Origin of the sequence: Paenibacillus urinalis (genome assembly GCF_028747985.1) — a bacterium.
Taxonomy (GTDB): Bacteria; Bacillota; Bacilli; order Paenibacillales; family Paenibacillaceae; genus Paenibacillus; species Paenibacillus urinalis.
In genome coordinates, this window is sequence record NZ_CP118108.1 from 1,748,438 (window position 1) to 1,772,709 (window position 24,272).

23 protein-coding genes are annotated in these 24,272 nt (G+C 45.6%); 15 read left to right on the forward strand and 8 right to left on the reverse strand.

The genetic code is table 11. From position 1 onward, the window contains the following. Positions 1-80 precede the first annotated feature (80 nt). The 5 genes from PUW25_RS08030 to PUW25_RS08050 form a co-directional block, all read right to left on the reverse strand. On the reverse strand, positions 81-1,181 hold the full coding sequence (locus PUW25_RS08030) for a YheC/YheD family endospore coat-associated protein (protein ID WP_047909940.1): 1,101 nt from the start codon (positions 1,179-1,181) through the stop codon (positions 81-83). A 38-nt stretch (positions 1,182-1,219) separates the two neighbouring features. After that, positions 1,220-2,434: a YheC/YheD family endospore coat-associated protein gene (locus PUW25_RS08035; RefSeq protein WP_337999945.1), complete on the reverse strand. Its 1,215-nt coding sequence runs from the start codon at positions 2,432-2,434 to the stop codon at positions 1,220-1,222. Continuing rightward, positions 2,326-3,699: a YheC/YheD family endospore coat-associated protein gene (locus tag PUW25_RS08040; RefSeq protein ID WP_047909939.1), complete on the reverse strand. Its 1,374-nt coding sequence runs from the start codon at positions 3,697-3,699 to the stop codon at positions 2,326-2,328. Before PUW25_RS08040 ends, PUW25_RS08035 begins: the two co-directional genes overlap by 109 nt. A gap of 116 nt (positions 3,700-3,815) precedes the next feature. Continuing rightward, positions 3,816-4,916, reverse strand: coding sequence for a YheC/YheD family endospore coat-associated protein (locus PUW25_RS08045; RefSeq protein WP_047909938.1), 1,101 nt, complete (start codon positions 4,914-4,916; stop codon positions 3,816-3,818). Between the two features lie 25 nt (positions 4,917-4,941). After that, a complete protein-coding gene (locus PUW25_RS08050; RefSeq protein WP_047909937.1) occupies positions 4,942-6,309 on the reverse strand; it encodes a YheC/YheD family endospore coat-associated protein in 1,368 nt (455 codons plus the stop codon). Positions 6,310-6,526: 217 nt separating this feature from the next. Between PUW25_RS08050 and PUW25_RS08055 the strand changes: the two genes are divergently transcribed. The 3 genes from PUW25_RS08055 to PUW25_RS08065 all read left to right on the forward strand — a co-directional run bounded on the left by PUW25_RS08055 (position 6,527) and on the right by PUW25_RS08065 (position 8,891). Beyond that, complete coding sequence (locus tag PUW25_RS08055; RefSeq protein WP_047909936.1) at positions 6,527-6,874, forward strand: YlbF/YmcA family competence regulator; 348 nt, start codon at positions 6,527-6,529, stop codon at positions 6,872-6,874. 100 nt (positions 6,875-6,974) lie between these two features. Next, complete coding sequence (locus PUW25_RS08060) at positions 6,975-7,298, forward strand: hypothetical protein (protein WP_047909935.1); 324 nt, start codon at positions 6,975-6,977, stop codon at positions 7,296-7,298. A gap of 255 nt (positions 7,299-7,553) precedes the next feature. Next, entirely contained in the window at positions 7,554-8,891 is a 1,338-nt protein-coding gene (locus PUW25_RS08065) for a DRTGG domain-containing protein (RefSeq protein WP_047909934.1), read from the forward strand. Positions 8,892-8,919: 28 nt separating this feature from the next. On the opposite strand, the gene PUW25_RS08070 is transcribed toward PUW25_RS08065, so the two are convergent. The 3 genes from PUW25_RS08070 to PUW25_RS08080 all read right to left on the reverse strand — a co-directional run bounded on the left by PUW25_RS08070 (position 8,920) and on the right by PUW25_RS08080 (position 10,127). Further along, positions 8,920-9,231 (reverse strand): YtpI family protein, encoded by a 312-nt coding sequence (locus PUW25_RS08070; RefSeq protein WP_047909933.1) that lies wholly within the window; start codon positions 9,229-9,231, stop codon positions 8,920-8,922. A 70-nt stretch (positions 9,232-9,301) separates the two neighbouring features. Then, a complete protein-coding gene (locus tag PUW25_RS08075) occupies positions 9,302-9,784 on the reverse strand; it encodes a sporulation membrane protein YtrI (protein ID WP_047909932.1) in 483 nt (160 codons plus the stop codon). A gap of 19 nt (positions 9,785-9,803) precedes the next feature. Continuing rightward, positions 9,804-10,127, reverse strand: coding sequence for a YtrH family sporulation protein (locus tag PUW25_RS08080; RefSeq protein ID WP_047909931.1), 324 nt, complete (start codon positions 10,125-10,127; stop codon positions 9,804-9,806). Positions 10,128-10,299: 172 nt separating this feature from the next. Here PUW25_RS08080 and PUW25_RS08085 point away from each other — a divergent pair, with 172 nt between their 5' ends. From PUW25_RS08085 to PUW25_RS08140, 12 genes are all read left to right on the forward strand, one after another. Beyond that, a complete protein-coding gene (locus PUW25_RS08085) occupies positions 10,300-13,908 on the forward strand; it encodes a DNA polymerase III subunit alpha (protein ID WP_047909930.1) in 3,609 nt (1,202 codons plus the stop codon). Between the two features lie 212 nt (positions 13,909-14,120). Next, positions 14,121-14,606: a phosphatidylglycerophosphatase A family protein gene (locus tag PUW25_RS08090; RefSeq protein WP_047909929.1), complete on the forward strand. Its 486-nt coding sequence runs from the start codon at positions 14,121-14,123 to the stop codon at positions 14,604-14,606. Between the two features lie 184 nt (positions 14,607-14,790). Further along, complete coding sequence (locus tag PUW25_RS08095; RefSeq protein WP_047909928.1) at positions 14,791-14,979, forward strand: hypothetical protein; 189 nt, start codon at positions 14,791-14,793, stop codon at positions 14,977-14,979. 222 nt (positions 14,980-15,201) lie between these two features. Further along, complete coding sequence (gene accD, locus PUW25_RS08100) at positions 15,202-16,092, forward strand: acetyl-CoA carboxylase, carboxyltransferase subunit beta (RefSeq protein ID WP_047909927.1); 891 nt, start codon at positions 15,202-15,204, stop codon at positions 16,090-16,092. Position 16,093: 1 nt separating this feature from the next. Then, the gene (locus PUW25_RS08105) at positions 16,094-17,095 is read left to right on the forward strand and encodes an acetyl-CoA carboxylase carboxyltransferase subunit alpha (RefSeq protein ID WP_047909926.1); all 1,002 of its coding nucleotides are present in this window, start codon (positions 16,094-16,096) and stop codon (positions 17,093-17,095) included. 100 nt (positions 17,096-17,195) lie between these two features. Beyond that, positions 17,196-18,614 carry a pyruvate kinase gene (gene pyk, locus PUW25_RS08110; protein ID WP_047909925.1) on the forward strand — a complete coding sequence of 473 codons (1,419 nt, stop codon included), beginning with the start codon at positions 17,196-17,198 and terminating at the stop codon, positions 18,612-18,614. 103 nt (positions 18,615-18,717) lie between these two features. Next, complete coding sequence (locus tag PUW25_RS08115) at positions 18,718-19,230, forward strand: acyl-CoA thioesterase (protein ID WP_047909924.1); 513 nt, start codon at positions 18,718-18,720, stop codon at positions 19,228-19,230. Between the two features lie 6 nt (positions 19,231-19,236). Next, complete coding sequence (locus PUW25_RS08120; protein ID WP_047909923.1) at positions 19,237-19,632, forward strand: FxsA family protein; 396 nt, start codon at positions 19,237-19,239, stop codon at positions 19,630-19,632. A gap of 347 nt (positions 19,633-19,979) precedes the next feature. Then, positions 19,980-21,092, forward strand: coding sequence for a citrate synthase (citZ, locus tag PUW25_RS08125; RefSeq protein ID WP_047909922.1), 1,113 nt, complete (start codon positions 19,980-19,982; stop codon positions 21,090-21,092). Between the two features lie 157 nt (positions 21,093-21,249). After that, complete coding sequence (gene icd / locus PUW25_RS08130; protein WP_047909921.1) at positions 21,250-22,545, forward strand: NADP-dependent isocitrate dehydrogenase; 1,296 nt, start codon at positions 21,250-21,252, stop codon at positions 22,543-22,545. A 15-nt stretch (positions 22,546-22,560) separates the two neighbouring features. Beyond that, complete coding sequence (mdh, locus tag PUW25_RS08135; RefSeq protein ID WP_047909920.1) at positions 22,561-23,502, forward strand: malate dehydrogenase; 942 nt, start codon at positions 22,561-22,563, stop codon at positions 23,500-23,502. A 213-nt stretch (positions 23,503-23,715) separates the two neighbouring features. Next, the gene (locus PUW25_RS08140) at positions 23,716-24,135 is read left to right on the forward strand and encodes a hypothetical protein (RefSeq protein ID WP_047909919.1); all 420 of its coding nucleotides are present in this window, start codon (positions 23,716-23,718) and stop codon (positions 24,133-24,135) included. The last annotated feature ends 137 nt before the right edge of the window (positions 24,136-24,272 follow it).

Genomic DNA, 24,272 nt, shown 5'->3' on the forward strand with positions numbered 1-24,272 from the left:
CAATTGCTTTCAAGCTTTCGAAGGGAATTACGCATATGCGGTTTCTTAACTCATATAATCAATGATGAGGCATAGGACAATTATGAACTCCTCTGCTTATATAACCACAGAGAGTATTCCAGCGGTTTCACAATCGCTTGCTTGTAAACCTCATTCTGGCCAATTTGTGCAAAGACTTCCCTTGCAGGCTTCGGATTTACCTCAATCAGATAAATATCGCCGTTCTTGTCAATGGCAATATCGAGTGCCAACTCACATAATGCACCATAAGTGGCTTCTAAATATTTTGCAACATCGACTCCAAAGTGCTCGACAGCAGCACGAACCTCTGCTCTCTTATCCGAATCGGTAATCCACTGTGTTAATAGTTCATTCATTTCAATCGCTGTTCCCCCGCCATGAAGATTGGAAGTGACACTCTTATGTCCTCCGATCCGACCGGCACAGCCAGTGAATTCCCATATCCCCTCTTGATTCTTCTGAACCAGCATCCTGTAATCATGCACCCGTCCACTGGCTAGCTGGAGCTGAACCCCTTCCTGGATAATGTATCGGCTCCTGACTTCCCAATTCTTCAGCAGCTTAGGGAGCAGCTTATAGTGCATCTGTCTCGGCTCCAGAATCTGCCGTTGATGATCTCTGCCTTGAACGAGCAGGAGGCCGTCCTTGGTTAATCGTTCGATTCTGAGAATTCCGCGGCCCCCTGTTCCGTTAATCGGCTTAATATACAGCAGACTGTGTTTCATGAGCATGCTCTTCAGATCTGCATTACTGCTGTACAATTTGGTGTCCAGTAGATAGGGTCTGAATCGCTGTTTCTTATGCAGTACCTGATGTATAGTCCACTTATTGCGTAATGGCCGATTCAAGAAGAGGAGATGCGCATACTTTTGTCTGAAAAGTCTGAGCTCTTGGAAACGGGCACTCCGCTGGATTCTGCACCGGTCAAATATCATATCAGGGAACTTTCGCCATTTTCGAGCCCATCGTTTATGCTCTGTCTCATAAATCAGGGCATGAATCATCTCTTTGGACGGATGGACATCGGATGGAGTGAATACATAAACATCGAGTCCGAGCCGTTCGCCTTCCGAAATCATTCGCTCGTATATTTTCTTTTCTTCGAGTTGTTTTTTGTCGTTGAGGTACAGTGTCAGTATGCCTAAGACAGGTGACGGCATAGAATGATCACCTTCTTTGATAGTCAAATTTGGATGGTTTATCCATTTTGCTTCGCTAGGTGCGTACAGTATTGGATTAACCGTTCAAGCGATCTTTTGCGAATAGCAGGTTCATCAAATTTCATCGGCTTGGAATTGGCTTCAAAAAACCATATGCCTCCGTCCTGGTCAATGCCGAGATCCATCGACATTTCACCCAAGGCGTGACCCGATGATTTCTCTATCTGTCTGGCAATTTCCAAAGCGGTGCTTTTTACATCGTTGAGAATGTTACTGGCCAGCTGTGTGTCAAATACGCTGCTGAGAAGCAGGATCGGATCTTCAATACTGCCTCCGCGCGGAACGTGAGTCGTGATGCTTCTGCGGCCGGCCAGGCGGGCTCCTACACCGGTCATGCGCCACTGACCATTCGCATTTTTTTGCACAAGAACCCGAAGATCGAAGGGACGTCCTCCATATTCGGCCAGCTCAATACCTTGTTGGATTATATAGTCGTTTTGTTTAATACTGCGCTTAATTTTCTTCCATAACGACTCCAGATTAGAGGATTTATAGGTTGTGCTCTTGGATTGATCCTGGATCTTGAGCTTATAGGGAAGCTTATCTTCCTCACGATATTGAAGGGTCATTATCCCTTTACCGGCCTTTCCGCTTTCTGGCTTAAGGTATACAGTAGGGTGGGATTGAAGAATGCTGCTGATTACAGAAGACGATTTGAGCTTACGAGTATGGGGGACAAATGATACGGTTGACCTCGCTTTGCTCAGCCATTCAAACAATTCCCATTTGTTGAAAAAGTAAGGATTATACAGATTGATTTTGGGATGAGCGATACATTCCTTGATTTTTTTTTGCACCAGCGGCCGGCTCTCATCTTCACGAAGAGGAATCCGATTGTAAACAATGTTGGGTGGTGGGTACCGGCCCTGGAGCCATTCCTTCCGCTCTGCACTGTACTTGTATCCTTTAATGAAGTCGGCGGACAGGTTCAGATCGCGAACCGTAACGACATAGACCTGACACCCCAATTGTTCGCCTGTTTTGATAATGTCTTTAAAATTTTTATGGTTCCCTCGGAATTTTCTCTTTCTATCATAAACAGTTAATATGGCGATCGTTGGCTTTGTGTTTTTTTTGCCTCCAATTAAGAACTTTCCTTCTTCCGGAATTTGCTCAGATACATGCAGTGCGCCAGGATATGCTCCACCGAAGCTTTCCCTTCTGTGCGGAGGGAAGGGTGACGAAAAATGGATCTGCCCGGTTTGGCGTTCGCTTCGAACATCCATACTTGTGCCTCCTGATCAATACCGAGATCAAAACCGATTTCACCGAGAAGATGTTTATGATGAAACTCGATAGCCTCAGCTAATTTAATCGCTGTGTTCTTAGATTTCTGCAGGATTTCTTGCGCTCGGTCACCAAAGGTTTTGCTGAGAGCGTGTTCTGGTGTCATAAGGGAGCCGCCGTTCTTAATGTGAGTAGTAATGGAGCCCTTTCCGGCTTTTTTGGCACCGATCCCGACAACAACCCACTCGTTATTCCCGTTCTTATGCATATGAAAACGAAAATCTATAGGGCAGCCATCGATCTCAATCAACCGAATCCCTTGCTGGACAACGTAATCCTTCGTTCTCGATCCAAGTCTGGCTTGAAGCATGGTTGCAAGCTTCTTGAACGAAGTAAATCGGAGAAGTACATTGCCGCCTGGCTTTCTGAACCTGGCATAATAACCTTTCTTGGGCAAGTAGGTCAGACGAAAAATACCTTGACCGAGACTTCCTGCGGAAGGCTTATAATATACAAATTGATGACGGTCCAGCATTTCCTTGATCTTTTCCATGCTTGGATTCATGTGTGACTCCGGTACATAGCTGTTAACTGTCTGATCATTCTCCAGCAATCGATAGATATCGGATTTGTTAAAGAAGCTCCAGTTGAAAAAAGGAATGTTCTTTCGCTCAAAGCGGTCACGAAGCTGGTTGGTCGATTGCGAGAAGTCGGATCTTCTGCTCGGCAGCCTGTTATATACGACGTCTGGAAGCGGCACGTATTTTCTAGAGAATCCACCACTGCTGTTCAGAAAATAGCCGTAGACCCTCTCATTTCCCCAATCAATATCTTTCGGAGTAAATCCGAATGTATAAGAATCCTGATTACCTTGTTTAAGCAATTGTTTCACAAATCCGGTTCGTGAGCCGAACGGTTGTGATGCAGAAGTCGGACCGTCAGACAGAATACCGATCAGCGGACCGAGCTGAACTTCATCTCCCTCGACTCCTTTGATAAGAATATTGCCTGGATTTGGAATTTGAATTGCGTTGCGGACGCTGCTTGACAGATAGATGTGTTTTCCGGATTTTTTAAGTGGTTTGAGATGGACATTGATACGCTGTTTGCCAAGCCGGACATGAACTGTTTTTTTACCGGATAGCTGGAAGTTATTCATTAATGCATTGGATATATAGATGACCTTCTCCGGCCTTTTTGTAAAGTGCACATTACACAAAGTCAGACTCATTGATTTTATCCTCCTATCCTGAAACGCTGCTGATCTTGAGCTTAGCTGTCTCGTCTCAGGCCAGCTGTGCTGGATGTATTCGGCTATTTTAGTGTGCTTATTCGTTTTGCTTGACGTTATTGGGTACGAAGCAGTAAATAACGGGCATATTCAAGAGGCCGGTTGTAAGCAAGACTCGCGCTTTCCACATCACCTGCGAGCAGAAAGGAAGAGCGGCCCGGCTTGGAATTCACTTCAATAATCCACAGCTTCCCATCACGGTCGATCCCATAATCGATACCAAGCTCGCTTAAACGACCAAACCTTCCTTCTAGTACCACGGGGATGATAGCGGAGAGCTCAGCCGCTTTGTTCATAATGAGATCGGCTTGATCCTTGCCGTATTCCGTTTCCAGAAAGGAGCGGCAGTCCACAGCTGTTCCGCCTCCGTGAAGATTAGAAGTAAGACTGCCATGACCGCCTTCACGAATCGCTTGACCGCTTAAGCTCCATTTCCCCCTGCCATTTTTCTGAACGAGAACACGCAGATCAAATGGTTTTTCCTCGTGATTCATGAGTGAGAGAAATGGCTGAATGATAAATGTTCGAGTGGAAAGGATGCGATGGAGCTGGCTGAGTCCAAGTTCATGATTGGTGAAACGCTTGTTGAACATGTGGTTGGAGCGATTGCGTCCCTGAATGATAAGCTTGCCATTCTCAGGCTGCCTGCGAACGAGAACGGTTCTTTTGCCGTGTGTTCCTGCCTGCGGCTTCAAGAATACACCTTGAGGATGCCGTACCAGCCATTGCTTCAGCTGTTCTACATTCGTGTAGATGGCTGTTTCGGGCAAATGCTCTCTCAGCACAGCGTTTAGACGAAGGGAGTTATAAACATGCCACTTACCCGGTAGTCCCCGGGATAAATATCTGACCTTGTGTGAAGTTGATTTCGCAGCCTTATTTATTCTTCGTCTGAATATGCCGGGTACAGGTGACAGGCATCGATCATAGATCAGATCGGGCTGTTCTACCGGAAGCTGGGTCCAGGTGCCCTTAATATATTGATAACCTAGATAATTACCATTTGGCTCTGAGCTTCTGGGGGTGAGCACAACGACATTCATTCCAAAGTTTACTCCTTCTTGACAGAGCCGCCTGCAGAAATATTCATCGGCAAATGGGGGTGTTCCCTTCCGTTCATTCACGAGCACACCGAGCGTACCAAGCGGCTTTTTCATGGATCTGATTCCTCCTTTCCAGTTGTTAGAATCCGGCGAGGTAAGCGGAATAATCGAGCATAGTAATGACAGATGGCCGGATCTTATTGTCAGTAAGCGGTGTGTTGTCATTCTTGGAGGGCTTCGAATTGACCTCAATGAGCCAGACCTTACCCGAGTAATCCATCGCAAGATCAATTCCCAGTTCTCCAAAATGCGCTGGAATGGTCGCGTCGATCCCTTCTGCAATACTAAGCGCTGCCTTATGCAGAGAGACATAAGCATTTTTTTTGGCATCACTGGATAATAAGCTCTTGTTTACGGCTTCTCTTACCGTGCTGAGTGAGCCGCCTCTGGCGAGGTTGGATACAAAATGGCTGCCGCCGGCAATGCGGGCGACAATGGAGGTTACCTTCCATTTCCCTGCACGATTTTTCTGTACCAATGCTCTGAAATCGACCGGTTTTTTGCCGATATCAATGAGATGCAGTCCTTGTTGGATCTGGTATTTGGTTGTCTTCATCTTCCCAGACAATCCTGCAAATAATTTGGTGAGGCTGGAGTATACCTGCTTTTGGACACCGCCAAGCTGAGTGGAAAGGGTCATATAGGTTCCATCAGACTGTCTGGATATACGTATGATTCCTTTGCCCAGGCTGCCTCGAACGGGCTTGAGAAATATAACCGGATACGTTTGACACATCGTTTTGAGCACAGTAAAGGACTTGAGGGAGTGTGATTCAGGTAAGTACCTTCTTAGACTGCTCTCCGATTTCAACGCCTCGAACACTTCATTCTTGTCGAGAAACTTCTCATTATACGTCACGGTTCCGTATCGCGATTTTACTTCCTTTACAAAATGCTGTACGCTAGGTTTGTTCTCAAGCTTGCGTGAAGTCAGTCGATTGTTGACGACATCTGCAATAGGCATCACTCTTTTTTTCCATCCTTCGTCATACACCCAGCCTTCGATTTGCCCGGTAACTGAATCGACATGGTCTGGTGTAATAAAGTACACGTATGCTCCCCGTTTCTGACAGGCCCTCACCAGTTCGCTGCAAAACATCGTGATAGAGCCGAAAGGCCGATCAAGCTTATCAGGATGATCGCGACTGATCAGGACGCTGATGAGGGGACCGATACGGAGTGTCCGGCTGCTATCGAAATAACGGATCTTCAGAACCGTACGAGAAGTGAGACCACATCGCTCGGCTAGTATGGGACTCACTCGCATGCCTTCAAACTTGGGTACGGAAATAATGGTAACTTCTTGCTTAAAGCTTCCGAATGCAAGCTGGAGCGGACGTCCGGCAGGAATTTTCCAAAACTTTAGAAATTTCTCACCGATCATCACGACGTCATCCTGCAGGATGCCTGATCCGCTGATGTGGATCGTTATTTTTTTTTGGGACATCGTGGATCTCCTTCCAGGGGGCAAACATGATGTCAGTCGTTTTTGGATGTAAGCTGAGTATGAGAAAGTGCATGTGATTCATCATATGAGGACATATATCCCTTGGTGATTGACCATTTTTTGCAAAACTTGATTTAATTTTAGGTTGTTGTACGAAAACATGAGGGATGGAAGTAAATGTACAGCAGCACTTTATCGACAGAGAGGAAAATGAATAATGAACGTTTATGACAAAGCACACGATTTGGCCGCAGCACTTAAAGACAGCGAAGAAGTGAAGGAAATCTCACAGGCGATGAAGCTTGTTGCCGCAGATCCGGATTCGCAGCGTATGCTGGATGAGTTTCGGGTTCGTCAGAATGAGCTCCAGCAGCGGATGATGACAGGCGACATGCCTTCTCAAGAGGAAATGGAAACGATGGAAAAATCCTTTGAGGTGCTAAGTCTGAATTTGAATATTCGGAGACTGTTTGAGGCAGAACGCCGCCTTAGCGTCATTATTGAAGATGTCAACAAAATCATTATGGAAAGTCTGCAGCATCTGTACGGCGGCGAACTGAAATAATAATTGCGGACTCTTTCTCTAAATTGATTCACATAATCTCATTTTTCCGTTCATAGAATAGATATATAGATTCTAAGGAATAAATGAGGAGCTGAATGAAATGAGAGGAAAGGGTATGAAGTTTGCGAAGTGGAAGCACACGCTGTATATGCTTGTTGCGGGTGGTATGCTGGTTTTTGCATTACCGAAGCTTTCATTTACAGGCTGGAGCGCAGGATTCAGCATGGCCTGGCTGTTCTTTACACTGCTAGTCATCGGTGCAAACCTGCACTTTATATTGGGCGTTGATGAAGAGAAGAAGCAGACGCTTGACCGTGTCCGCAAAGCGAAGCTGCGTCAGTGGGAGCTTAAATGGACGGATAATACGGAACAGGGAAACAAAGTGAAAATTGTGCCGGCGCAGGCCAAAGAGCATTCACAGTAATGCTTGCAGGGTTGTCTCCTACAGTGTAGCTGCTGTTATGGAGTCAACCCTTTTTATTTAACGGATGCACCTTCATGTAATGAGGGATGCAATTCTTTTTACCGTTCTAAGGTGAGATGTCCCCCTTATTAATGCTATAATCGGAAATAACTATATTTTTGGTTTCAGCAGCTAAGAGTCACATGAACTGATTTTAATGCAAAATATTTGATTAAACTAATTGTAAAATGTTTTATCGTCCGAGGGGTGTCGAGTTTGGAAGGATTTGAAGAAGAAACAGTAACGAAGCATGTGCAGCTCCTTCAATACATAGAGCAGTTAAAGATCGGTTCGAAGATATCGGTTCGAGGGCTTGCTAGAGAAATGGGAGTCAGTGAAGGGACTGCTTACCGTGCTGTCAAAGAAGCAGAAAATGCAGGAATTGTCGTTACCAAAGAACGGATTGGTACAGTACGTGTAGAGAAAAGGCTGCGAGGAGCCTCGGAACAGCTCACTTTCGGGGATGTAGTCGAGATTGTGGGCGGACATGTCCTTGGTGGTAATGAAGGGCTGGGCAAACCTTTGTATAAATACGTCATTGGAGCTATGAAAGAAGAAGCCATGGCCAAGTACATCGATGCAGGCAGCCTGCTTATCGTTGGTAATAGAGATAATGCGCATAGTCTTGCGTTAAATCAAGGGGCAGGCGTGCTTATTACTGGAGGCTTCGGTACTGATCCAGAAGTGGTGGGTCTTGCGGACAAGCTGAGCTTACCGATTATCTCTTCTAAGCACGACACATTTACTGTGGCATCCATGATTAACAGAGCGATATTTGACCGATTGATTAAGAAGAAGATTATGCTGGTAGAAGATATTGTCGGTGAAAAGCCCAAAACCTACTATTTGAAATTGAGTAGTACAGTGGCGGATTTCAGCCGTCTGGTGCTCGAAACGGGAGAGCTGCGTTTTCCGGTAATTGATGAATGGAATCGGGTAATCGGGATTATAAGCCGCAAGGATGTCGTAGATCTCCCTGAACATCAAAGTATTGACAAAAGCGTTGTGCGCAAGCCTGTCACGGCAACACTTAAGACCTCACTCGCATCTGCCGCACAGATTATGGCCTGGGAAGGTATCGATTATTTACCGATCGTTGACCGGAATCGTAAGCTGATTACTTCTGTTAAGCGCACAGAAGTGTTGAGTGCGATGCGGGACACCCAGAAGCAGCCTCAGCTTGGAGAAACCTTCGATCATTTGATATGGAATGGGTTCGTTGAAGAGAGAGGAGAGCAGGGAGAGATCAAGTACAATGGTGTAATCATTCCTCAGATGGCGACAGACTTAGGCACGATTTCCGAAGGGGTGCTTATTCATCTCATGACGCAGGCCGGACATCGAATTGCGCGTGAGATTACCGGAAATGACCATATGCTGGAGAATTTTTCGACCTATTTTGTGCGTCCTCTGCAAATTGAAGATAAAGTGACGATATCTCCAAGTGTAATGGAGCTCAGCAGACGCAATTGCAAGCTGGATATTGACCTGGTCCGAGACGGGCAGCTGATATGTAAAGCGATCATGACCCTGCAATCCATCGATCTATCCTAGATATTAATGATTCATCAGAAAAGTCTCCCTATAAAGGAGACTTTTCGTTTTTTATCTGGGAGTAATGAATGCGATTGCGAATTCCTGCAAACAGATTGAAGGCACCCAGCACCAGGAACAATCCCTCAACAACGACGGCAACCGTAGAACCGCTGAACATAAACATCTGTATAAGGGCCAGAACAATCAGCATGATTCCCATCCATATGCTTGTCATTGCCTGGTAGAGACCTCGCTTCAGCGCATCACTGGCTCTGCGTCCACGAATACTTGTGAAGGCTGCGCAGACGGTAGAGAGGATGAACAGCGCAAACAGTAAATAACGAATGACATCCAGCATAGAAAGAAGGACAGCTCCTTTATGTTACATAAATATGGAATTATCACTTATTGTAACATGTTTAGCTCATTTATGGTGCAGCTGAAATATCAACCCATACCTGAAGAACGCCTTCCATTACGAGCATGGTTGTAATCTTGACAGTGTAAGGATGTCCTCGGACGTTATACGTTTTCTTGTTCAGCATAATGCGTGTCATTTTACTGTATTCATCGATATTATAAACATCTCTTCCCCGGAGCACCTCAAGCTCATCAGTAAGCAGTTGAATGATCTCCTTCACGTACACAGAATCAGGAGCCTTCTCGGACTCCTCAGCACGAATATTGATTTCCTTAATCACGGTCTGTCTCTTACTATATTTCTTCAAAGAATTAATATCATCAATATATTGCTCTTCCTGAATCTTGAGATCTTTATTCTCAATCCATAATTTATTGTAGCTGGCATGAAAAATCGCATTATAGACGATGCTCCCTACAATCATTCCGAGGACAAATACACCAGACAGCTGTATAAAGGGCCGGAAGCGGCGATACTCGGGTACACGCATAAGCTGACTTCCTCCTTACTTAATTCCGGATGGTACACACCCATTTAACCAGCTCAGTTCCCATATGTGCTCCAAGAAAGGCGAATATAATATAAAGGATCTGTTTAATGGCAGGTGACAGATTCCCATCCAGCATATTGCTTTCTATGACCCGCATGGGGTCAATCGTGCCTCCTACAGCTGCAGCAAGAGCCCAGATTTTAATGCGGCCGGCAACCTCCAGCATCGTTTGTGTAGGCGGCTGCATGGACATTACGGCCCCAATCCCGCCAAGCATGGACCCACCGAGAACGATGCCGAAAGCGATAAAGAAATCTAGGATTACTTTGGACATGAAAGTCATTGTTCACTACACACCTTTCTTAAATAGCACTTTTAGCAAGCTGTTCTTCTAAGTGAGATATGCAGAGTCGTCCGGCTTGTACTCTATTCTATGGGCGGAGCCTTGTCTGATATGATAAAATAGTAAAGATAAAATACGTAAATTTGAGAATGTAGAGAGGAAGAATGGAAGCATGAGTTCATTTGTGCATCTGCATGTTCACAGTGAATACAGCCTGCTAGATGGTGCGGCGCGGATTGCAGAGCTCGTGGACACAGCAGCAGGATACGGGATGGAAGCTCTGGCCCTGACGGATCATGGGGTTATGTATGGAGCCATTCCTTTTTATAAAGCATGTGCAGCTAAAGGAATTAAGCCGATTATCGGCTGTGAAGTGTATATTACAGCAGGCTCAAGACATGAACGCGGCAGCCGCAAGGATCAACCGATCTATCATCTTATATTGCTGGCGCAGAACATGACCGGGTATCAAAATCTGATGAGGCTGTGCTCCATTGGTCACTTGGAGGGCTTTCACTATAAGCCGCGGATCGATATGGAGAGCCTGGCGAAATACAACGAAGGATTGATATGCCTCAGTGCCTGTCTCGGGGGAGAAATTCCTCAGCATCTTCTGATGGGACGATATGATGAAGCCAAAAGTGCAGCCATGAGGCACAAACAGATCTTTGGAGACCGATACTATCTTGAGCTTCAAGATCATGGTCTGGCAGAGCAGAAGCGAGTGAATCCTCAGCTGATTGAGCTTGCCGCAGAATTGTCCATACCGCTTGTAGCAACGAATGATGTGCACTATTTGTCTCAAGAGGACGCCGAGGTGCAGGATGTCCTTATATGCATTGGTACGGGCAAAACGGTGGAGGATGAGGAACGGCTTAAGATTCCCTCAAGCCAGCTATATTTGAAAAACGGCGATGAGATGGCTCGTCTTTTTCCTCATGTGAGAGAGGCGGTAGAGAATACCCTTAAAATTGCTGACCGCATTCAGCTTGATCTGGAATTTGGACATTCCATTCTGCCTGAGTACCGGCCGATCCCTGAGCATCTGACGCCTGGACAGTATTTGCGCGAACTCTGCCTGAAGGGGCTGGAAGAACGCTACAAGGATACGGATAACTGGCATCATGAAGAGCAGAGATCCGAGCTGAATAAACGGCTGGATTACGAGCTGTCCGTCATTGATAAAATGGGCTTCTCTGATTATTTCCTCATCGTATGGGATTTCATCGCCTATGCGCATAGAGAGGGAATAGCAACCGGTCCGGGACGGGGCTCCTCCGCAGGAAGTCTCGTTGCCTACGTACTGAATATTACTAATGTGGATCCGATGAAATACAGGCTTTTGTTTGAGCGATTTCTCAACCCTGAGCGGGTGACCATGCCGGATATCGATATTGATTTCAGTGATGAACGCCGGGATGAAGTGATTGAATATGTCGCTTCTAAATATGGACGCGAGCATGTCGCACAGATTATTACTTTTGGTACGCTTGCTGCGCGTGCAGCCGTTCGAGATGTAGGAAGAGTGCTTAATATTCCGTATGGGGAAGTGGACAAGGCTGCCAAGCTCATTCCCGGACAAGTGGGGATGAATATCACCAAAGCTCTGGAGATAAGCGATGAGCTTAGAGTACTGCATGATACCAAAGCCAAAACAAGAGAGCTGCTCACAATGGCCAAAAAGGTCGAAGGCATGCCAAGGCATGCTTCTACGCATGCGGCAGGTGTGGTTATATCCAAAGACCCGCTGACCGATGTAGTGCCTCTCCAGGAGGGCAGTGAAGGGACCGCGCTTACTCAATATTCCATGGAGAATCTCGAAGCCATCGGACTACTCAAGATGGACTTCCTTGGACTGAGGACTCTCTCCATCATTGAACGCTGTATGCGATGGATTCAGGATCAGCAGAAGCAAGTTCCAGATTTCAAAACAGTTCCGGATGATGATCCGCTAACCTATGAAATGCTCGGTTCTGGAGATACGACAGGTATATTCCAGCTGGAGTCAGCCGGAATCAGAAGAGTGCTGAAGGATTTGAAGCCTTCCGTATTTGAAGATATTATCTCTGTGGTTGCTTTATATCGTCCGGGTCCGATGGATTTCATTCCTAAGTATATCCAAGGAAAGCATGGGGAGATCAAGGTCGAGTACCCGCATGCTGATCTCGCTCCAATACTTGAGGACACCTACGGTATCATCGTGTATCAGGAGCAGATTATGCAGATTGCTTCTCTAATGGCAGGCTTTTCTCTTGGAGAAGCCGATCTGCTCCGCAGGGCGGTATCGAAGAAGAAACGGGAAGTGCTTGATAAAGAGAGAGAGCACTTTGTAAAAGGGAGCCTGAATCAGGGCTATAGCAGCGAGGATGCTGAAGCTGTGTACGATATGATTGTACGGTTTGCCAATTACGGCTTCCCTCGGGCCCATGCTGCTGCGTATGGAGTATTGGCCTTTCAGACGGCGTATCTGAAGACACATTATCCTGTCGAATTTATGGCTTCGATGCTGACGGCGGTCATGGGAAATCATCGAAAAGTAGCAGAGTATGTTGTCGAATGCAGACGAATGAATATTCCTGTGCTGCCACCTGATGTAAATGAAAGCGGAGTGCTGTTTACTCCGGGCGGTGGTGAGACGGGCATTCGCTTTGGTCTGGCTGCCATTAAAAATGTAGGTACACAGGCCGTAGACAGCATTATTGCAGAGCGGGCCAAGGGACCGTTCGAGAGTCTGCTCGATTTTTGCAGAAGAGTGGACCTAAGAGTATGTAACAAGCGGGTCATAGAATCTCTTATACAGGCCGGGGCTTTCGATACATTGCCTGGTCACCGTGCGCAGCTGTTCGCCATGCTTGATGAAGTGGTAGAAGCGGCCACGAAATGGCGCAAAGAGAGAGAGGATCTGCAGATCCAGCTGTTTGATTTTGTGGAGACTCCGAATTGGGAAATTGAATATCCGGATATACCTAAGTACACGATTACACAGCAGCTTGAATTAGAACGCGAGCTGCTTGGATTATACCTATCCGGTCACCCGCTTGATGATTTTACGGAAGTTCTGGAAGAGCTCGAAGCGGATAAGCTGATGGAGCTTCACGATGCACAAGAGCATGCGCAGATTGTTACGGCCGGAATGGTCGTTTCCGTCAAATCGATTACTACGAAGCAAGGCAAAGCGATGGCCTTCATGGAGCTGGAGGATCAGATCGAACGGACCGAAGTGGTATTGTTTCCCGAAGTGTGGAGAAGAAGTCAGAACTTAGCGGCAAAAGGTCAATTAATTGCGCTCCGGGCTAAAGTTCAGCTTCAGGATGAAGGCTTCAAGCTGCTTGCTGATGAGGTGGATGAGCTTAGTACAGACAAGTTGCAGCGTATGATGCAGCAGCGTAACAGAGGGAGCGGAGGTAAAGAGCGAAGCAGTTCGGAAGAAGCTTCACAGCCTAAAGTCGGCAGAAATCGTCGTTCTACTTCTCCGCCTAACAGTGGAAGTGGACGGGCGCAAAATAAGTCAGATAGCCAAGGGGTTGTAACGGATAGGAAGCCCGCCAGGGGCGAGCAGCGAGTATTCATCAAGATTAAACCTGACATAGAGAAGTCGGGGATGCTCACTAAGCTTAAGGTCTTGTTACAGGAACATCCGGGAAATGTAGCTACGATCCTTTTTTATGAAGAAACTAGGGAGTATCGGGCATTAAGTGACAGTTATCGAATTAATCCCTCTCCTGAACTGATTCACCGTATGGAACAAATGCTCGGGGAAGATACCGTTATCGTGAAATAATGAATGTAATTTTATATGGCATCCCTGTTGTGCATGAGCACATTTTACGAACTATTTTTGAACCTGGCGCATACACTTAGGAACACCCTATAAGTATCGATGGTTGCTGTGAATTGATGCGGCCTAAGGTGCAAAGGTGGGCTTTGATTTTTGAAGCGGATACCTTAGTTTATGTGGAATTCCTAGTTTTTAAAGGATGGGGGAATCAGCGGATGTCATATGAAATTGCGGAAGCGATGCTGAAACGCAGGGGTGTGAGCGTTGAATCCATCGCCAAAATAGTCTATGATCTTCAAAAAAAGTTTCATCCCGAATTAAAGGAAGAAGAGTGTGTTACAAGCGTACGGGCTGTTCTTGCCAAGCGTGAGGTACAGTATACGTTATATACGGGGGTAGCACTTGATGAGCTGGCGGAGCAAAATCTGCTGCCTCAGCCGCTTCAGGCATTGATGGAGGCGGATGAGCCGCTGTATGGTGTGGACGAGACTCTTGCACTTGGAATTACCAGTGTATATGGTATGATAGGGCTTACAAGTTTTGGATATTTAGACAAGGAGAAGACCGGAATCATTAAGAATCTGAATGACAAAAATGCGGGCATTCATGTATTCCTGGATGATTTGGTGGCAGGCCTTGCAGCTGCTGCTTCGGCTCGAATTGCGCATCAGAACACGAATGCGAAGGTCTATCCGCTGTAATTGGAAGGTTTATATTCTGCTAATATGGATATAACGAATGTTACAGTAAGATGTAATGAAGGAACATTATGGTTATAATCGTCCCATGCCTTCCTTTCCTTTCCTTGCGGAAAAAAAGTCAGTTATGTTATCATTAACCCATTATACGGGCTTTGAACATGAGGCTTAGGGGGCGTACAATGGCATGTGGACGGTGATATATATTGCACCGACGGCAAAGATTGCTGACAGAATTACAAATCGGCTTGAGGAAGAAGGATTTTTGGTACAGGCCCGTCCCATCAGCTTATCCAAGCAACAGTACGAAATTCTTGTACCCTCCGGAGAATTGGAAGAGGTTCAGGAAGTGTTGAATTCCATTCTGCATTCATAATACTGAAGGCGGTGGAATTGTATTCATTATTTTTAGGACCTGCTTCTAAATTGGACAAGGGCTACGGATGCAAAGAGTGAAACGACTCCCCACATGTGTCATTCTTCTCTTTTTTTGCTTATAGGGCACATTTTATAGCTGCTCATGTTAACTTTATTATGCAATGTCGATCATACAAATTGACTGCATGGGCCACAAATTTACGGCTGAAGAGGTGTAGTTGTGTTCAAAGATATTTTCCAGAAAAAACGGAAGTACGCGACCATTCCTTCAGATCGTGCACAGCGCACAGATAATCCTGAAGGTGAAGAGCGACCGCGTCGTGAGATTCCAGAGGGACTCATGAATAAGTGCAGCAAATGCGGCACGATACAATACAGCAAGGAACTTGAAAAGAATTTGAAAGTTTGTCCGTCATGCGGTCATCATATGCGTCTAAATGCAAGAGAGCGTATTGAAATGACGCTTGATGAAGGATTTATTGAGTATGACGCGGATATGGTGTCCGTGGACCCCCTGGATTTTCCAGGCTATAAATCTAAGCTGGAGCAGCAAACGATGAAGTCGGGCCTGAAGGATGCCGTCGTTACAGGTGAAGGTACGATTGATGGTCATCCGGTGGTCGTTGCTGTTATGAGCTTTGACTTCTTTACAGGCAGCATGGGCTCGGTTGTCGGCGAGAAAATTACGCGCGCCATAGAGAAAGCCACAGAGAAGAAGGTTCCTATCCTTATTTTTTCCACCTCAGGTGGAGCTCGTATGCAGGAGAGCATTCTGAGTCTGATGCAAATGGCGAAGACAAGCAGTGCGCTGTCCAGGCATGATGAACAGGGCGGATTGTTCATATCTGTTATAACCGATCCGACGACAGGCGGCGTTTCCGCCAGCTTTGCTATGCTCGGAGATATAAATATTGCGGAACCGGGAGCTATATTCGGGTTTGCAGGCCGAATTGTTATTGAACAGACCATTCGCCAGAAGCTTCCTGATGACTTTCAGACCGCTGAATTCAATTTGCAGCATGGACAGCTGGATATGGTCGTGAACCGTAAGGAATTGCGGAATACATTGGCCAAACTGCTCGACATGCACAGCGCGAAAGGAGAGGTCTAAATTGGCGGGAGAGTTGCCATATGAAGCGCCTCTTATTGAGATGCGCAAAAAAATTGAAGAGCTTCAGCAATTCGGTATCGAAAAAGGCATCGATTTTGCAGAGGAAGTGGCTCGTTTGGAAGAGCGGTATACCAAATTGGAAGAGGAGATTTACTCATCAATTACAGCTCCTCAGAAAATGCATTTGGCAAGACATCAGCAGCGCCCCACTTCGCTGGACCTGATATCGCTCATCTTTACGGACTTTATGGAGCTTCATGGAGATCGCCAGTTTGGTGATGATCTGGCCGTGGTCGGAGGACTTGCCAAGCTTAACGGACGTCCTGTTACGGTTATCGGACAGCAGCGAGGCAAGGATACGAAAGATAATATTGCCCGTTTTTTTGGGAGTCCGCACCCGGAAGGGTTTCGTAAAGCGCTCCGTTTAATGCATCAGGCTAACAAGTTTGGCAGGCCTATTATTACTTTCATAGATACGAAAGGGGCATATCCGGGCAAAACAGCGGAGGAACGTGGTCAGTCCGAAGCTATCGCCCGTAATCTTCTTGAGATGGCCAAGCTCTCTGTGCCTGTGCTGTGCGTCATCATTGGAGAAGGAGGAAGCGGCGGTGCTCTTGCGATGGCGGTCGGCAATCGGGTGCTAATGCTTGAGCATGCAATTTACTCCGTTATCTCACCTAATGGTGCAGCTTCGATTCTGTGGAAGGATGCATCCAAAGCAGATCAGGCTGCAGAAGCGATGAAGATAACCGCTCAGGATCTGATAGAGATGGAAGTCATCGAGGATATCGTTCCCGAGCCGCGTGGCGGTTCTCATCGGGATTACGAAGCGACGGCAGTATCGATTAAGGAAGCGCTGGAGAAGCATCTTAATGAACTGCTGCAGATGGATAGAGAGGCCCTTCGTCAGGATCGCTACGAGAAATTCCGTAAAATAGGTAAATTCCAGGAAATTACAGCTAAGGAAACAGTGCCTGAAGAATCTTCGTTAATTAAAGATTAAATATGACAAAGTTCCTATACAAAAGGCGAATTTTGTAGTAGATTTAATTGTTGGAAAAGATATATAAAGAGAGATTTTGAAAACGGAGGAAACTAGAAAAATGCGCAAAACTAAAATTGTATGTACTATTGGTCCTTCCAGTGAGTCGTTGGAAAACACAAAAAAATTGATTATGGCGGGTATGAACGTAGCTCGCTTGAACTTCTCCCATGGTGACTTTGAGGAGCATGGCGGACGTATCAAAACAATTCGTGCAGCGAGTGACGAGCTGAATAAATCAGTTGCAATTCTGCTGGATACGAAAGGTCCTGAGATCCGTACAGGCAAACTCGAAGTTGAGCCTATCGAACTGGTTCAAGACGAGTACATCACTCTGACAACGGAAGAGATCCTTGGCAACAAAGACCGTTTGTCTATCACATACAAAGACTTGCCAAGTGATGTATCCCCAGGATCAACGATTTTGATTGACGATGGTCTGATCGGACTGACGGTTGAGGAAGTAAGCGAAACGGATATTAAATGCCGTATCGTTAACGGCGGCACCATCAAGAGCAAGAAAGGTGTTAACGTTCCTGGTGTTGCAATTTCTCTCCCTGGTATTACCGAAAAAGACGCTAACGATATCATTTTTGGAATTGAACAAGGCATCGATTTTATTGCAGCTTCCTTCGTTCGTAAAGCAAGTGACGTATTAGAAATTCGTGAACTGCTTGACAAACACAATGCAGGACACATTCAAATTATTTCTAAAATTGAAAACCAAGAAGGCGTAGATAACTTGGATGAAATTCTTGAAGTATCTGACGGCCTGATGGTTGCACGCGGTGACCTTGGTGTTGAAATTCCAGCAGAAGATGTACCGGTTGTGCAAAAACGTATGATCGAAAAATGTAATATTGCCGGCAAGCCGGTTATTACAGCAACTCAAATGCTGGATTCCATGCAGCGCAACCCGCGCCCTACACGTGCGGAAGCAAGTGACGTTGCGAATGCCATTTTCGATGGAACTGATGCAATTATGCTGTCCGGAGAAACAGCTGCAGGTAAATACCCTGTAGAATCTGTGCTGACAATGGCTCGTATTGCTGAAAAAGCAGAGTCTGCACTTAACTACCGTGAACTATACAAGAAGCAACGAATTGCTCAAGAAACAACGGTTACTGAAGCAATCAGTCAATCGGTTGCAATCAGTGCATACGAACTGCATGCCAAAGCAATTCTTACTTCTACGGAATCCGGATATACAGCTCGAATGGTTTCCAAATATCGTCCAGAAGCTCCGATCGTTGCTGTAACGAACGAAGATCGTACAATGCGTAGACTCGCATTGACTTGGGGCGTAACACCTGTCAAAGGTGTGCCTTGTGACACGACTGACGGGCTGTTTGAAAACGCAGTAGTTGGCGGCAAAAAATCAGGAATCGTGCAAGATGGAGATCTGGTAGTTATCACAGCGGGCGTTCCTCTTGGCCGCTCGGGATCCACGAACCTTATCAAGATCGACCATATCCACTAAGGTTCCTGAAGCATTAAGCATATAGAATTTGTAAAGAAGCAATGGGACATTTATCGTCTCATTGCTTTTTTCACAGTTTTTCCAGAAAGGAAGGTGCAAAAGTTTGAAAGCCCAGCAGATAGAACGAACAGCCTGGTATGGAACACGGTTCAGAGTACGTTATCAGGAAAGTGACCAAATGGGGGTCGTTTACCATGCGAATTATGTGAACTGGTTCGAAATCGGCAGAACCGAAATGATCCGAAGTCTTGGATTAAGTTACCGGAGCATGGAAGAGCAGGGGGTTCTGCTGCCTGTAATTGGACTTGACCTGAAGTATAAGCTGCCTGCGAAGTATGATGACTATATTACGGTGTGGACGCGTATAAATAATTTTAGCAGTGTCCGACTTCATTACGAATATGAAGTGCGAAGAGAAGATATGGCAGCAGACAAGATAAAGATAGATAACAAAGAGGTCGTATTGAATACCGAGGATTTGCCTGGGGAGCTGCTTGTCACAGGATCGACGCAGCATGTGTGGGTAAATGCAGACTTCAAGCCTGTCAGGCTTGATAAAAGCGTTCCAAACCTGTACGATGCTTTAAAGAGAGCTTTGTCTATTGGAAGGGAGTAACCGTACATGCGAAACTGGATGTGGGCGCTTCTGCTGCTCATTCCTGCAGTGGAATTGTTCGGGTTCATATGGGTAAGCGAACAAATAGGGGCAGGATATACTTTACTACTCATTCTGGTTACCTCCATTATCGGGATGGCAATGATGCAATTTGAAGGACGTAAAGTTCTTCAGGATACACGTAATGAAATGCAAAACGGCCTGGTTCCAGGGCGAAAGATGCTGGATGGATTATGCGTGTTTTTGGGTGGCAGCCTGTTAATTATACCTGGATTCGTAACAGATATTATCGGATTCACCCTTGTGTTTCCGCTAACCAGACCCATATACCGTTTGTTCCTGCTGAAATGGATCGAGAAGAAGATGAAAGACGGAAAAATTACGTTTTATAAACGTTTTTAAGGAAGGGCAGAGAGAAGTTATTACTTCTTTCTGCTCTTTTTTTAATCAAACTTATCATTATTCAAGACCAAAGTCTCAGGTCCCAAGGTTCCTTAAATGTCAATGAAAGTGATTACAAAAAATGTCTTATGATATTGAAAAAAAACTTTGATGCCCTAATCCATCTCCAAAATGTTCACAGGAGCGACAAAATCCAGTATGATAATTCAAGAAAGTTGTTTACACAGCGTGTCTGATTCCAGTGATGTTTCGTGGCTATACCGTTATGTGATATTGTAATCTTTAATAATGTAAATGTTTTCATTCTAAATGTTGTAAATTTTTGATAAAAAGGAGAGATGTTTAAGATGACAGCTACTAAAGGCCTTGAAGGTATCGTTGCAGCAACTTCCTCAATCAGTTCCATCGTTGACGGCGTTCTTACATATCGTGGTTATGATATCGATGACCTCGCTGCGAACGCTTGCTTTGAAGAAGTTGCTTACTTGCTGTGGTTCGGCAAGCTCCCTAACAAAACTGAGCTTGATCAATTGAATAAGAGCTTCAGTGAATATGCACCGATTCCCGATGAACTGATCGCTCAGATCAAACTCTATCCGCGGGACTTGAATACAATGGCGGCTCTGCGTTCAGCGGTGTCTGCACTTGGGCTGTATGATGCTCAGGCAGAAGACGACTCTCAGGAAGCAAATGAGAATAAGGCAGTGAAGCTGCAAGCACAGCTTCCAACGATTGTTGCAGCCATTGCTCGTATTCGTGAAGGCAAAGAGCCGATTGCGCCTAAACAAGGGGTATCCATCGCAGAGAATTTCCTTTACATGCTTACAGGAGAGGAGCCGAGTGAAACTGCAATCAAAGCACTGGATCAGGCCCTGGTTCTCCATGCGGATCATGAGCTGAACGCATCTACTTTTGCTGCCCGTGTAACCGTAGCTACCCTTTCTGACATCTACTCCGGAGTTACTTCTGCGATTGGTGCACTTAAGGGTCCTTTGCATGGCGGTGCGAACGAGGCTGTTATGAAGATGCTGAATGAAATCGGTTCCAAAGATAAGCTGGAAGCCTATATTCAGCAGAAGCTAGATAATCGTGAGAAGATTATGGGCTTTGGACACCGTGTATACAAGAACGGAGATCCTCGTGCGAAGCATCTGCAGAAGATGTCTCGTGAACTTGGTGAGCAGAATGAAAATACAGAGCTGTATGAAATGTCCGTTCGGATCGAAGAATTGATCACAGGCCAAAAAGGTCTGAGACCTAATGTGGATTTCTATTCTGCATCGGTTTATACACAGCTTGGTATTCAAAGAGATTTGTTTACTCCAATCTTCGCTATCAGTCGTGTATCTGGATGGACAGCACATATTTTGGAACAGCTGGCGGATAACCGTATTATTCGTCCACGCGCAGAATATACAGGACCGACAACCCAAAAGTACATTTCTATCGAAAATCGATAATTTTGATAGACTCTCTAGGGATTTTAATGAAGAAATATGTATAATAGAGTCATAGCATCCTTGGGTAGCAGGAGAGGCTCTCTTGATTACCCAAGGCACTGCCATGCTTGTCAGCCTATCGAATACTACCCGCTAAATAACAAGGAGGATACTTACAATGCCGAACTTTGAAAAATTCGCACTACCTACTGAGGGCGAACAAATTACAATTGACAATGGTTCACTTCAAGTACCTAACAATCCAATCATTCCTTTCATTGAGGGTGACGGGACAGGCCGTGACATCTGGAAGGCATCGAAGCGTGTTCTGGATGCAGCAGTTGAGAAGGCATACAATGGCGAGAAGCAAATCGCTTGGTATGAAGTGTTTGCTGGTGAAAAAGCATTCAATACATACGGAGAGTGGCTGCCGGCTGATACGCTGGAAGCGATCCGTGAATATATCGTAGCTATTAAAGGGCCGCTTACAACTCCAATTGGCGGTGGAATCCGTTCTCTGAACGTAGCTCTCCGTCAAGAGCTGGATTTGTATGTATGCTTGCGTCCTGTACGTTATTTCGACGGTGTACCTTCTCCAGTTAAACGTCCGGACCTCGTAGACATGGTCATCTTCCGTGAGAACACAGAAGACATCTATGCAGGAATCGAGTACAAAGAAGGATCTGAGGAAGTGAAGAAGGTTATTCAGTTCCTGCAGCAAGAGATGGGCGCGAACAAGATCCGTTTCCCTGAAACATCCGGTATCGGTATCAAGCCTGTATCCTCTGAAGGATCCAAACGTCTTGTGCGTGCAGCAGTTGAATATGCAATCAATCATGGACGCAAGAGCGTAACTTTGGTTCATAAAGGCAACATTATGAAATTTACGGAAGGTGCCTTCAAGAACTGGGGTTATGAAGTAGCGGAAGCTGAATTTGGCGATAAAGTGTTCACTTGGGCACAATACGATGAAATTAAAGAAAAAGAAGGTACAGATGCAGCGAATGCCGCTCAAAAAGCTGCTGAAGATGCAGGCAAGATCATTGTTAAGGATGCAATTGCCGATATCGCCCTTCAGCAAGTTCTGACTCGTCCTGCAGAATTTGATGTTATCGCAACACTGAACCTGAACGGTGACTATCTGTCTGATGCTCTAGCTGCACAAGTTGGTGGTATCGGTATCGCTCCAGGCGCGAACATCAACTATGTAACAGGTCATGCCATCTTCGAAGCGACGCATGGTACAGCACCGAAGTATGCAGACAAAGACGTAGTTAACCCGGGTTCTGTTATCTTGTCCGGTGTTATGCTGCTTGAGCATTTGGGCTGGCAGGAAGCGGCTGACCTGATCTACAAAGGGATGGAAACGTCCATTAATAACAAGACCGTTACCTATGACTTTGCTCGCTTAATGGAAGGCGCGACAGAAGTGAAATGCTCTGAGTTTGCAGACGAGATTATCAAAAACCTGTAGAGGAGAGCGGATACTGTGACCATTCAGCGTAAAAAGATCACCGTGGTCGGCGCCGGTTTTACCGGTGCGACAACGGCACTTATGTTGGCTCAAAAAGAACTTGGTGACGTCGTGCTTATAGATATTCCTCAGCTTGAGAATCCAACTAAGGGTAAAGCGCTTGATATGCTGGAAGCAAGTCCTGTTCAAGGATTTGACAGTAACATAACCGGTACATCCAACTACGAGGATGCCGAAGGTTCGGATATCGTCATTATTACGGCAGGGATTGCCCGTAAACCGGGCATGAGTCGTGATGATCTCGTAAATACGAATGCAGGCATCGTCAAATCTGTCTGTGAAAATGTGAAAAAATATTGTCCTGATTCGATCGTCATCATCCTGAGTAATCCGGTGGATGCAATGACCTATGCGGCGTATCAGACACTGGGCTTTCCGAAGAACCGTGTCATAGGCCAGTCAGGGGTTCTTGACACGGCTCGTTATTGTACGTTCATCGCTCAGGAGCTGAATGTTTCTGTTGAAGATGTCCGTGGTTTCGTACTCGGCGGACATGGGGATGATATGGTTCCACTTGTACGTTATTCCAGTGTGGGAGGCATCCCCATTGATACGCTGATTCCTCAGGATCGAATTGAGGCCATCGTCAAGCGGACTCGTGTAGGCGGGGGCGAAATTGTAAATCTCCTAGGAAACGGAAGTGCGTACTACGCACCGGCGGCTTCACTGGTTCAGATGACAGAAGCGATCCTGAAGGACAAGAAACGAATTATCCCTGTCATTGCATACCTCGAGGGAGAGTACGGATACAATGATTTATTCCTTGGTGTACCGACCATTCTTGGCGGCAGTGGAATCGAGAAGATATTTGAGCTCGAGCTTACTAGCGATGAGAAGACAGCACTGGATCAATCAGCAGACTCCGTACGCAATGTAATTTCTGTGATCCATATCTGAGTTCAGATGTTGATTATGAAAAATCCGTGAATTATGATAGGAAACCCTTTAATTATTTGAGGGTTTCCTTTTCTTTATCCTCGCCTATCAAGTATAATTTGGAAGAGTATTACCTGTACATATTCCTTATGGGAATAGACTGATTACAGCATTATTCTAATGGGTAATATGATGATATTGTTTTCAATTTGAAGAAAGGAGAGATCAACGAATATGGGTGCTATTATGTATTTTGTACACATTCTTGGAGCTGTTTCAGTCGGCTTCTATCTGTTACTTCCTTTTGTCGTTGCGGCAATCAGCAAATTGTCGGTACCCGCACAAGAGGGCAGTATTGCAGCTGTAAGAACCTTTAACCGTATCGCTCAATACGGCTTGATCATTCAATTGCTGTCCGGCGGATATATTATGTCTCAAGGAGAGTATGGCGTTTCCTGGATGATTCTTGTTGTTGTTATTTTCCTTGCTATGCTGGCGATTGCAGGTATTATGGGGAAATCTCTACGTCTGGGTATTGCAGGTATTCAAGAGAAGAGAGACATCAGTAGTGAAAAAGGAAAGCTGCGCACATTTAGTATCATTCTGGCAGTGCTTCTATTGGTCATGCTGTGGATTATGGTTAATCCTTGGTAAACTAAAGATACATAATAATGTATTAACGGAGACAATGGTTATTTGCATATAAGCAAACGACCATTGTCTTTTTGTGCTTCCGATTTTTTCATCGATTTAAGAACGAGAATTAATCATTCGAATTGTTTGATCCTATG

What these genes read in the sequence shown, in the direction of transcription:
- PUW25_RS08095 (WP_047909928.1), top strand. Translation starts at nt 14,791, where the DNA reads ATGTGGACGGTGATATATATTGCACCGACGGCAAAGATTGCTGACAGA.
- PUW25_RS08050 (WP_047909937.1), bottom strand. Translation starts at nt 6,309, where the DNA reads ATGTCCCAAAAAAAAATAACGATCCACATCAGCGGATCAGGCATCCTG.
- PUW25_RS08140 (WP_047909919.1), top strand. Translation starts at nt 23,716, where the DNA reads ATGGGTGCTATTATGTATTTTGTACACATTCTTGGAGCTGTTTCAGTC.
- PUW25_RS08120 (WP_047909923.1), top strand. Translation starts at nt 19,237, where the DNA reads ATGCGAAACTGGATGTGGGCGCTTCTGCTGCTCATTCCTGCAGTGGAA.
- PUW25_RS08070 (WP_047909933.1), bottom strand. Translation starts at nt 9,231, where the DNA reads ATGCTGGATGTCATTCGTTATTTACTGTTTGCGCTGTTCATCCTCTCT.
- PUW25_RS08040 (WP_047909939.1), bottom strand. Translation starts at nt 3,699, where the DNA reads ATGAGTCTGACTTTGTGTAATGTGCACTTTACAAAAAGGCCGGAGAAG.
- PUW25_RS08075 (WP_047909932.1), bottom strand. Translation starts at nt 9,784, where the DNA reads ATGCGTGTACCCGAGTATCGCCGCTTCCGGCCCTTTATACAGCTGTCT.
- citZ (WP_047909922.1), top strand. Translation starts at nt 19,980, where the DNA reads ATGACAGCTACTAAAGGCCTTGAAGGTATCGTTGCAGCAACTTCCTCA.
- PUW25_RS08085 (WP_047909930.1), top strand. Translation starts at nt 10,300, where the DNA reads ATGAGTTCATTTGTGCATCTGCATGTTCACAGTGAATACAGCCTGCTA.
- PUW25_RS08030 (WP_047909940.1), bottom strand. Translation starts at nt 1,181, where the DNA reads ATGCCGTCACCTGTCTTAGGCATACTGACACTGTACCTCAACGACAAA.
- PUW25_RS08060 (WP_047909935.1), top strand. Translation starts at nt 6,975, where the DNA reads ATGAGAGGAAAGGGTATGAAGTTTGCGAAGTGGAAGCACACGCTGTAT.
- PUW25_RS08055 (WP_047909936.1), top strand. Translation starts at nt 6,527, where the DNA reads ATGAACGTTTATGACAAAGCACACGATTTGGCCGCAGCACTTAAAGAC.
- icd (WP_047909921.1), top strand. Translation starts at nt 21,250, where the DNA reads ATGCCGAACTTTGAAAAATTCGCACTACCTACTGAGGGCGAACAAATT.
- pyk (WP_047909925.1), top strand. Translation starts at nt 17,196, where the DNA reads ATGCGCAAAACTAAAATTGTATGTACTATTGGTCCTTCCAGTGAGTCG.
- PUW25_RS08045 (WP_047909938.1), bottom strand. Translation starts at nt 4,916, where the DNA reads ATGAAAAAGCCGCTTGGTACGCTCGGTGTGCTCGTGAATGAACGGAAG.
- PUW25_RS08090 (WP_047909929.1), top strand. Translation starts at nt 14,121, where the DNA reads ATGTCATATGAAATTGCGGAAGCGATGCTGAAACGCAGGGGTGTGAGC.
- PUW25_RS08080 (WP_047909931.1), bottom strand. Translation starts at nt 10,127, where the DNA reads ATGACTTTCATGTCCAAAGTAATCCTAGATTTCTTTATCGCTTTCGGC.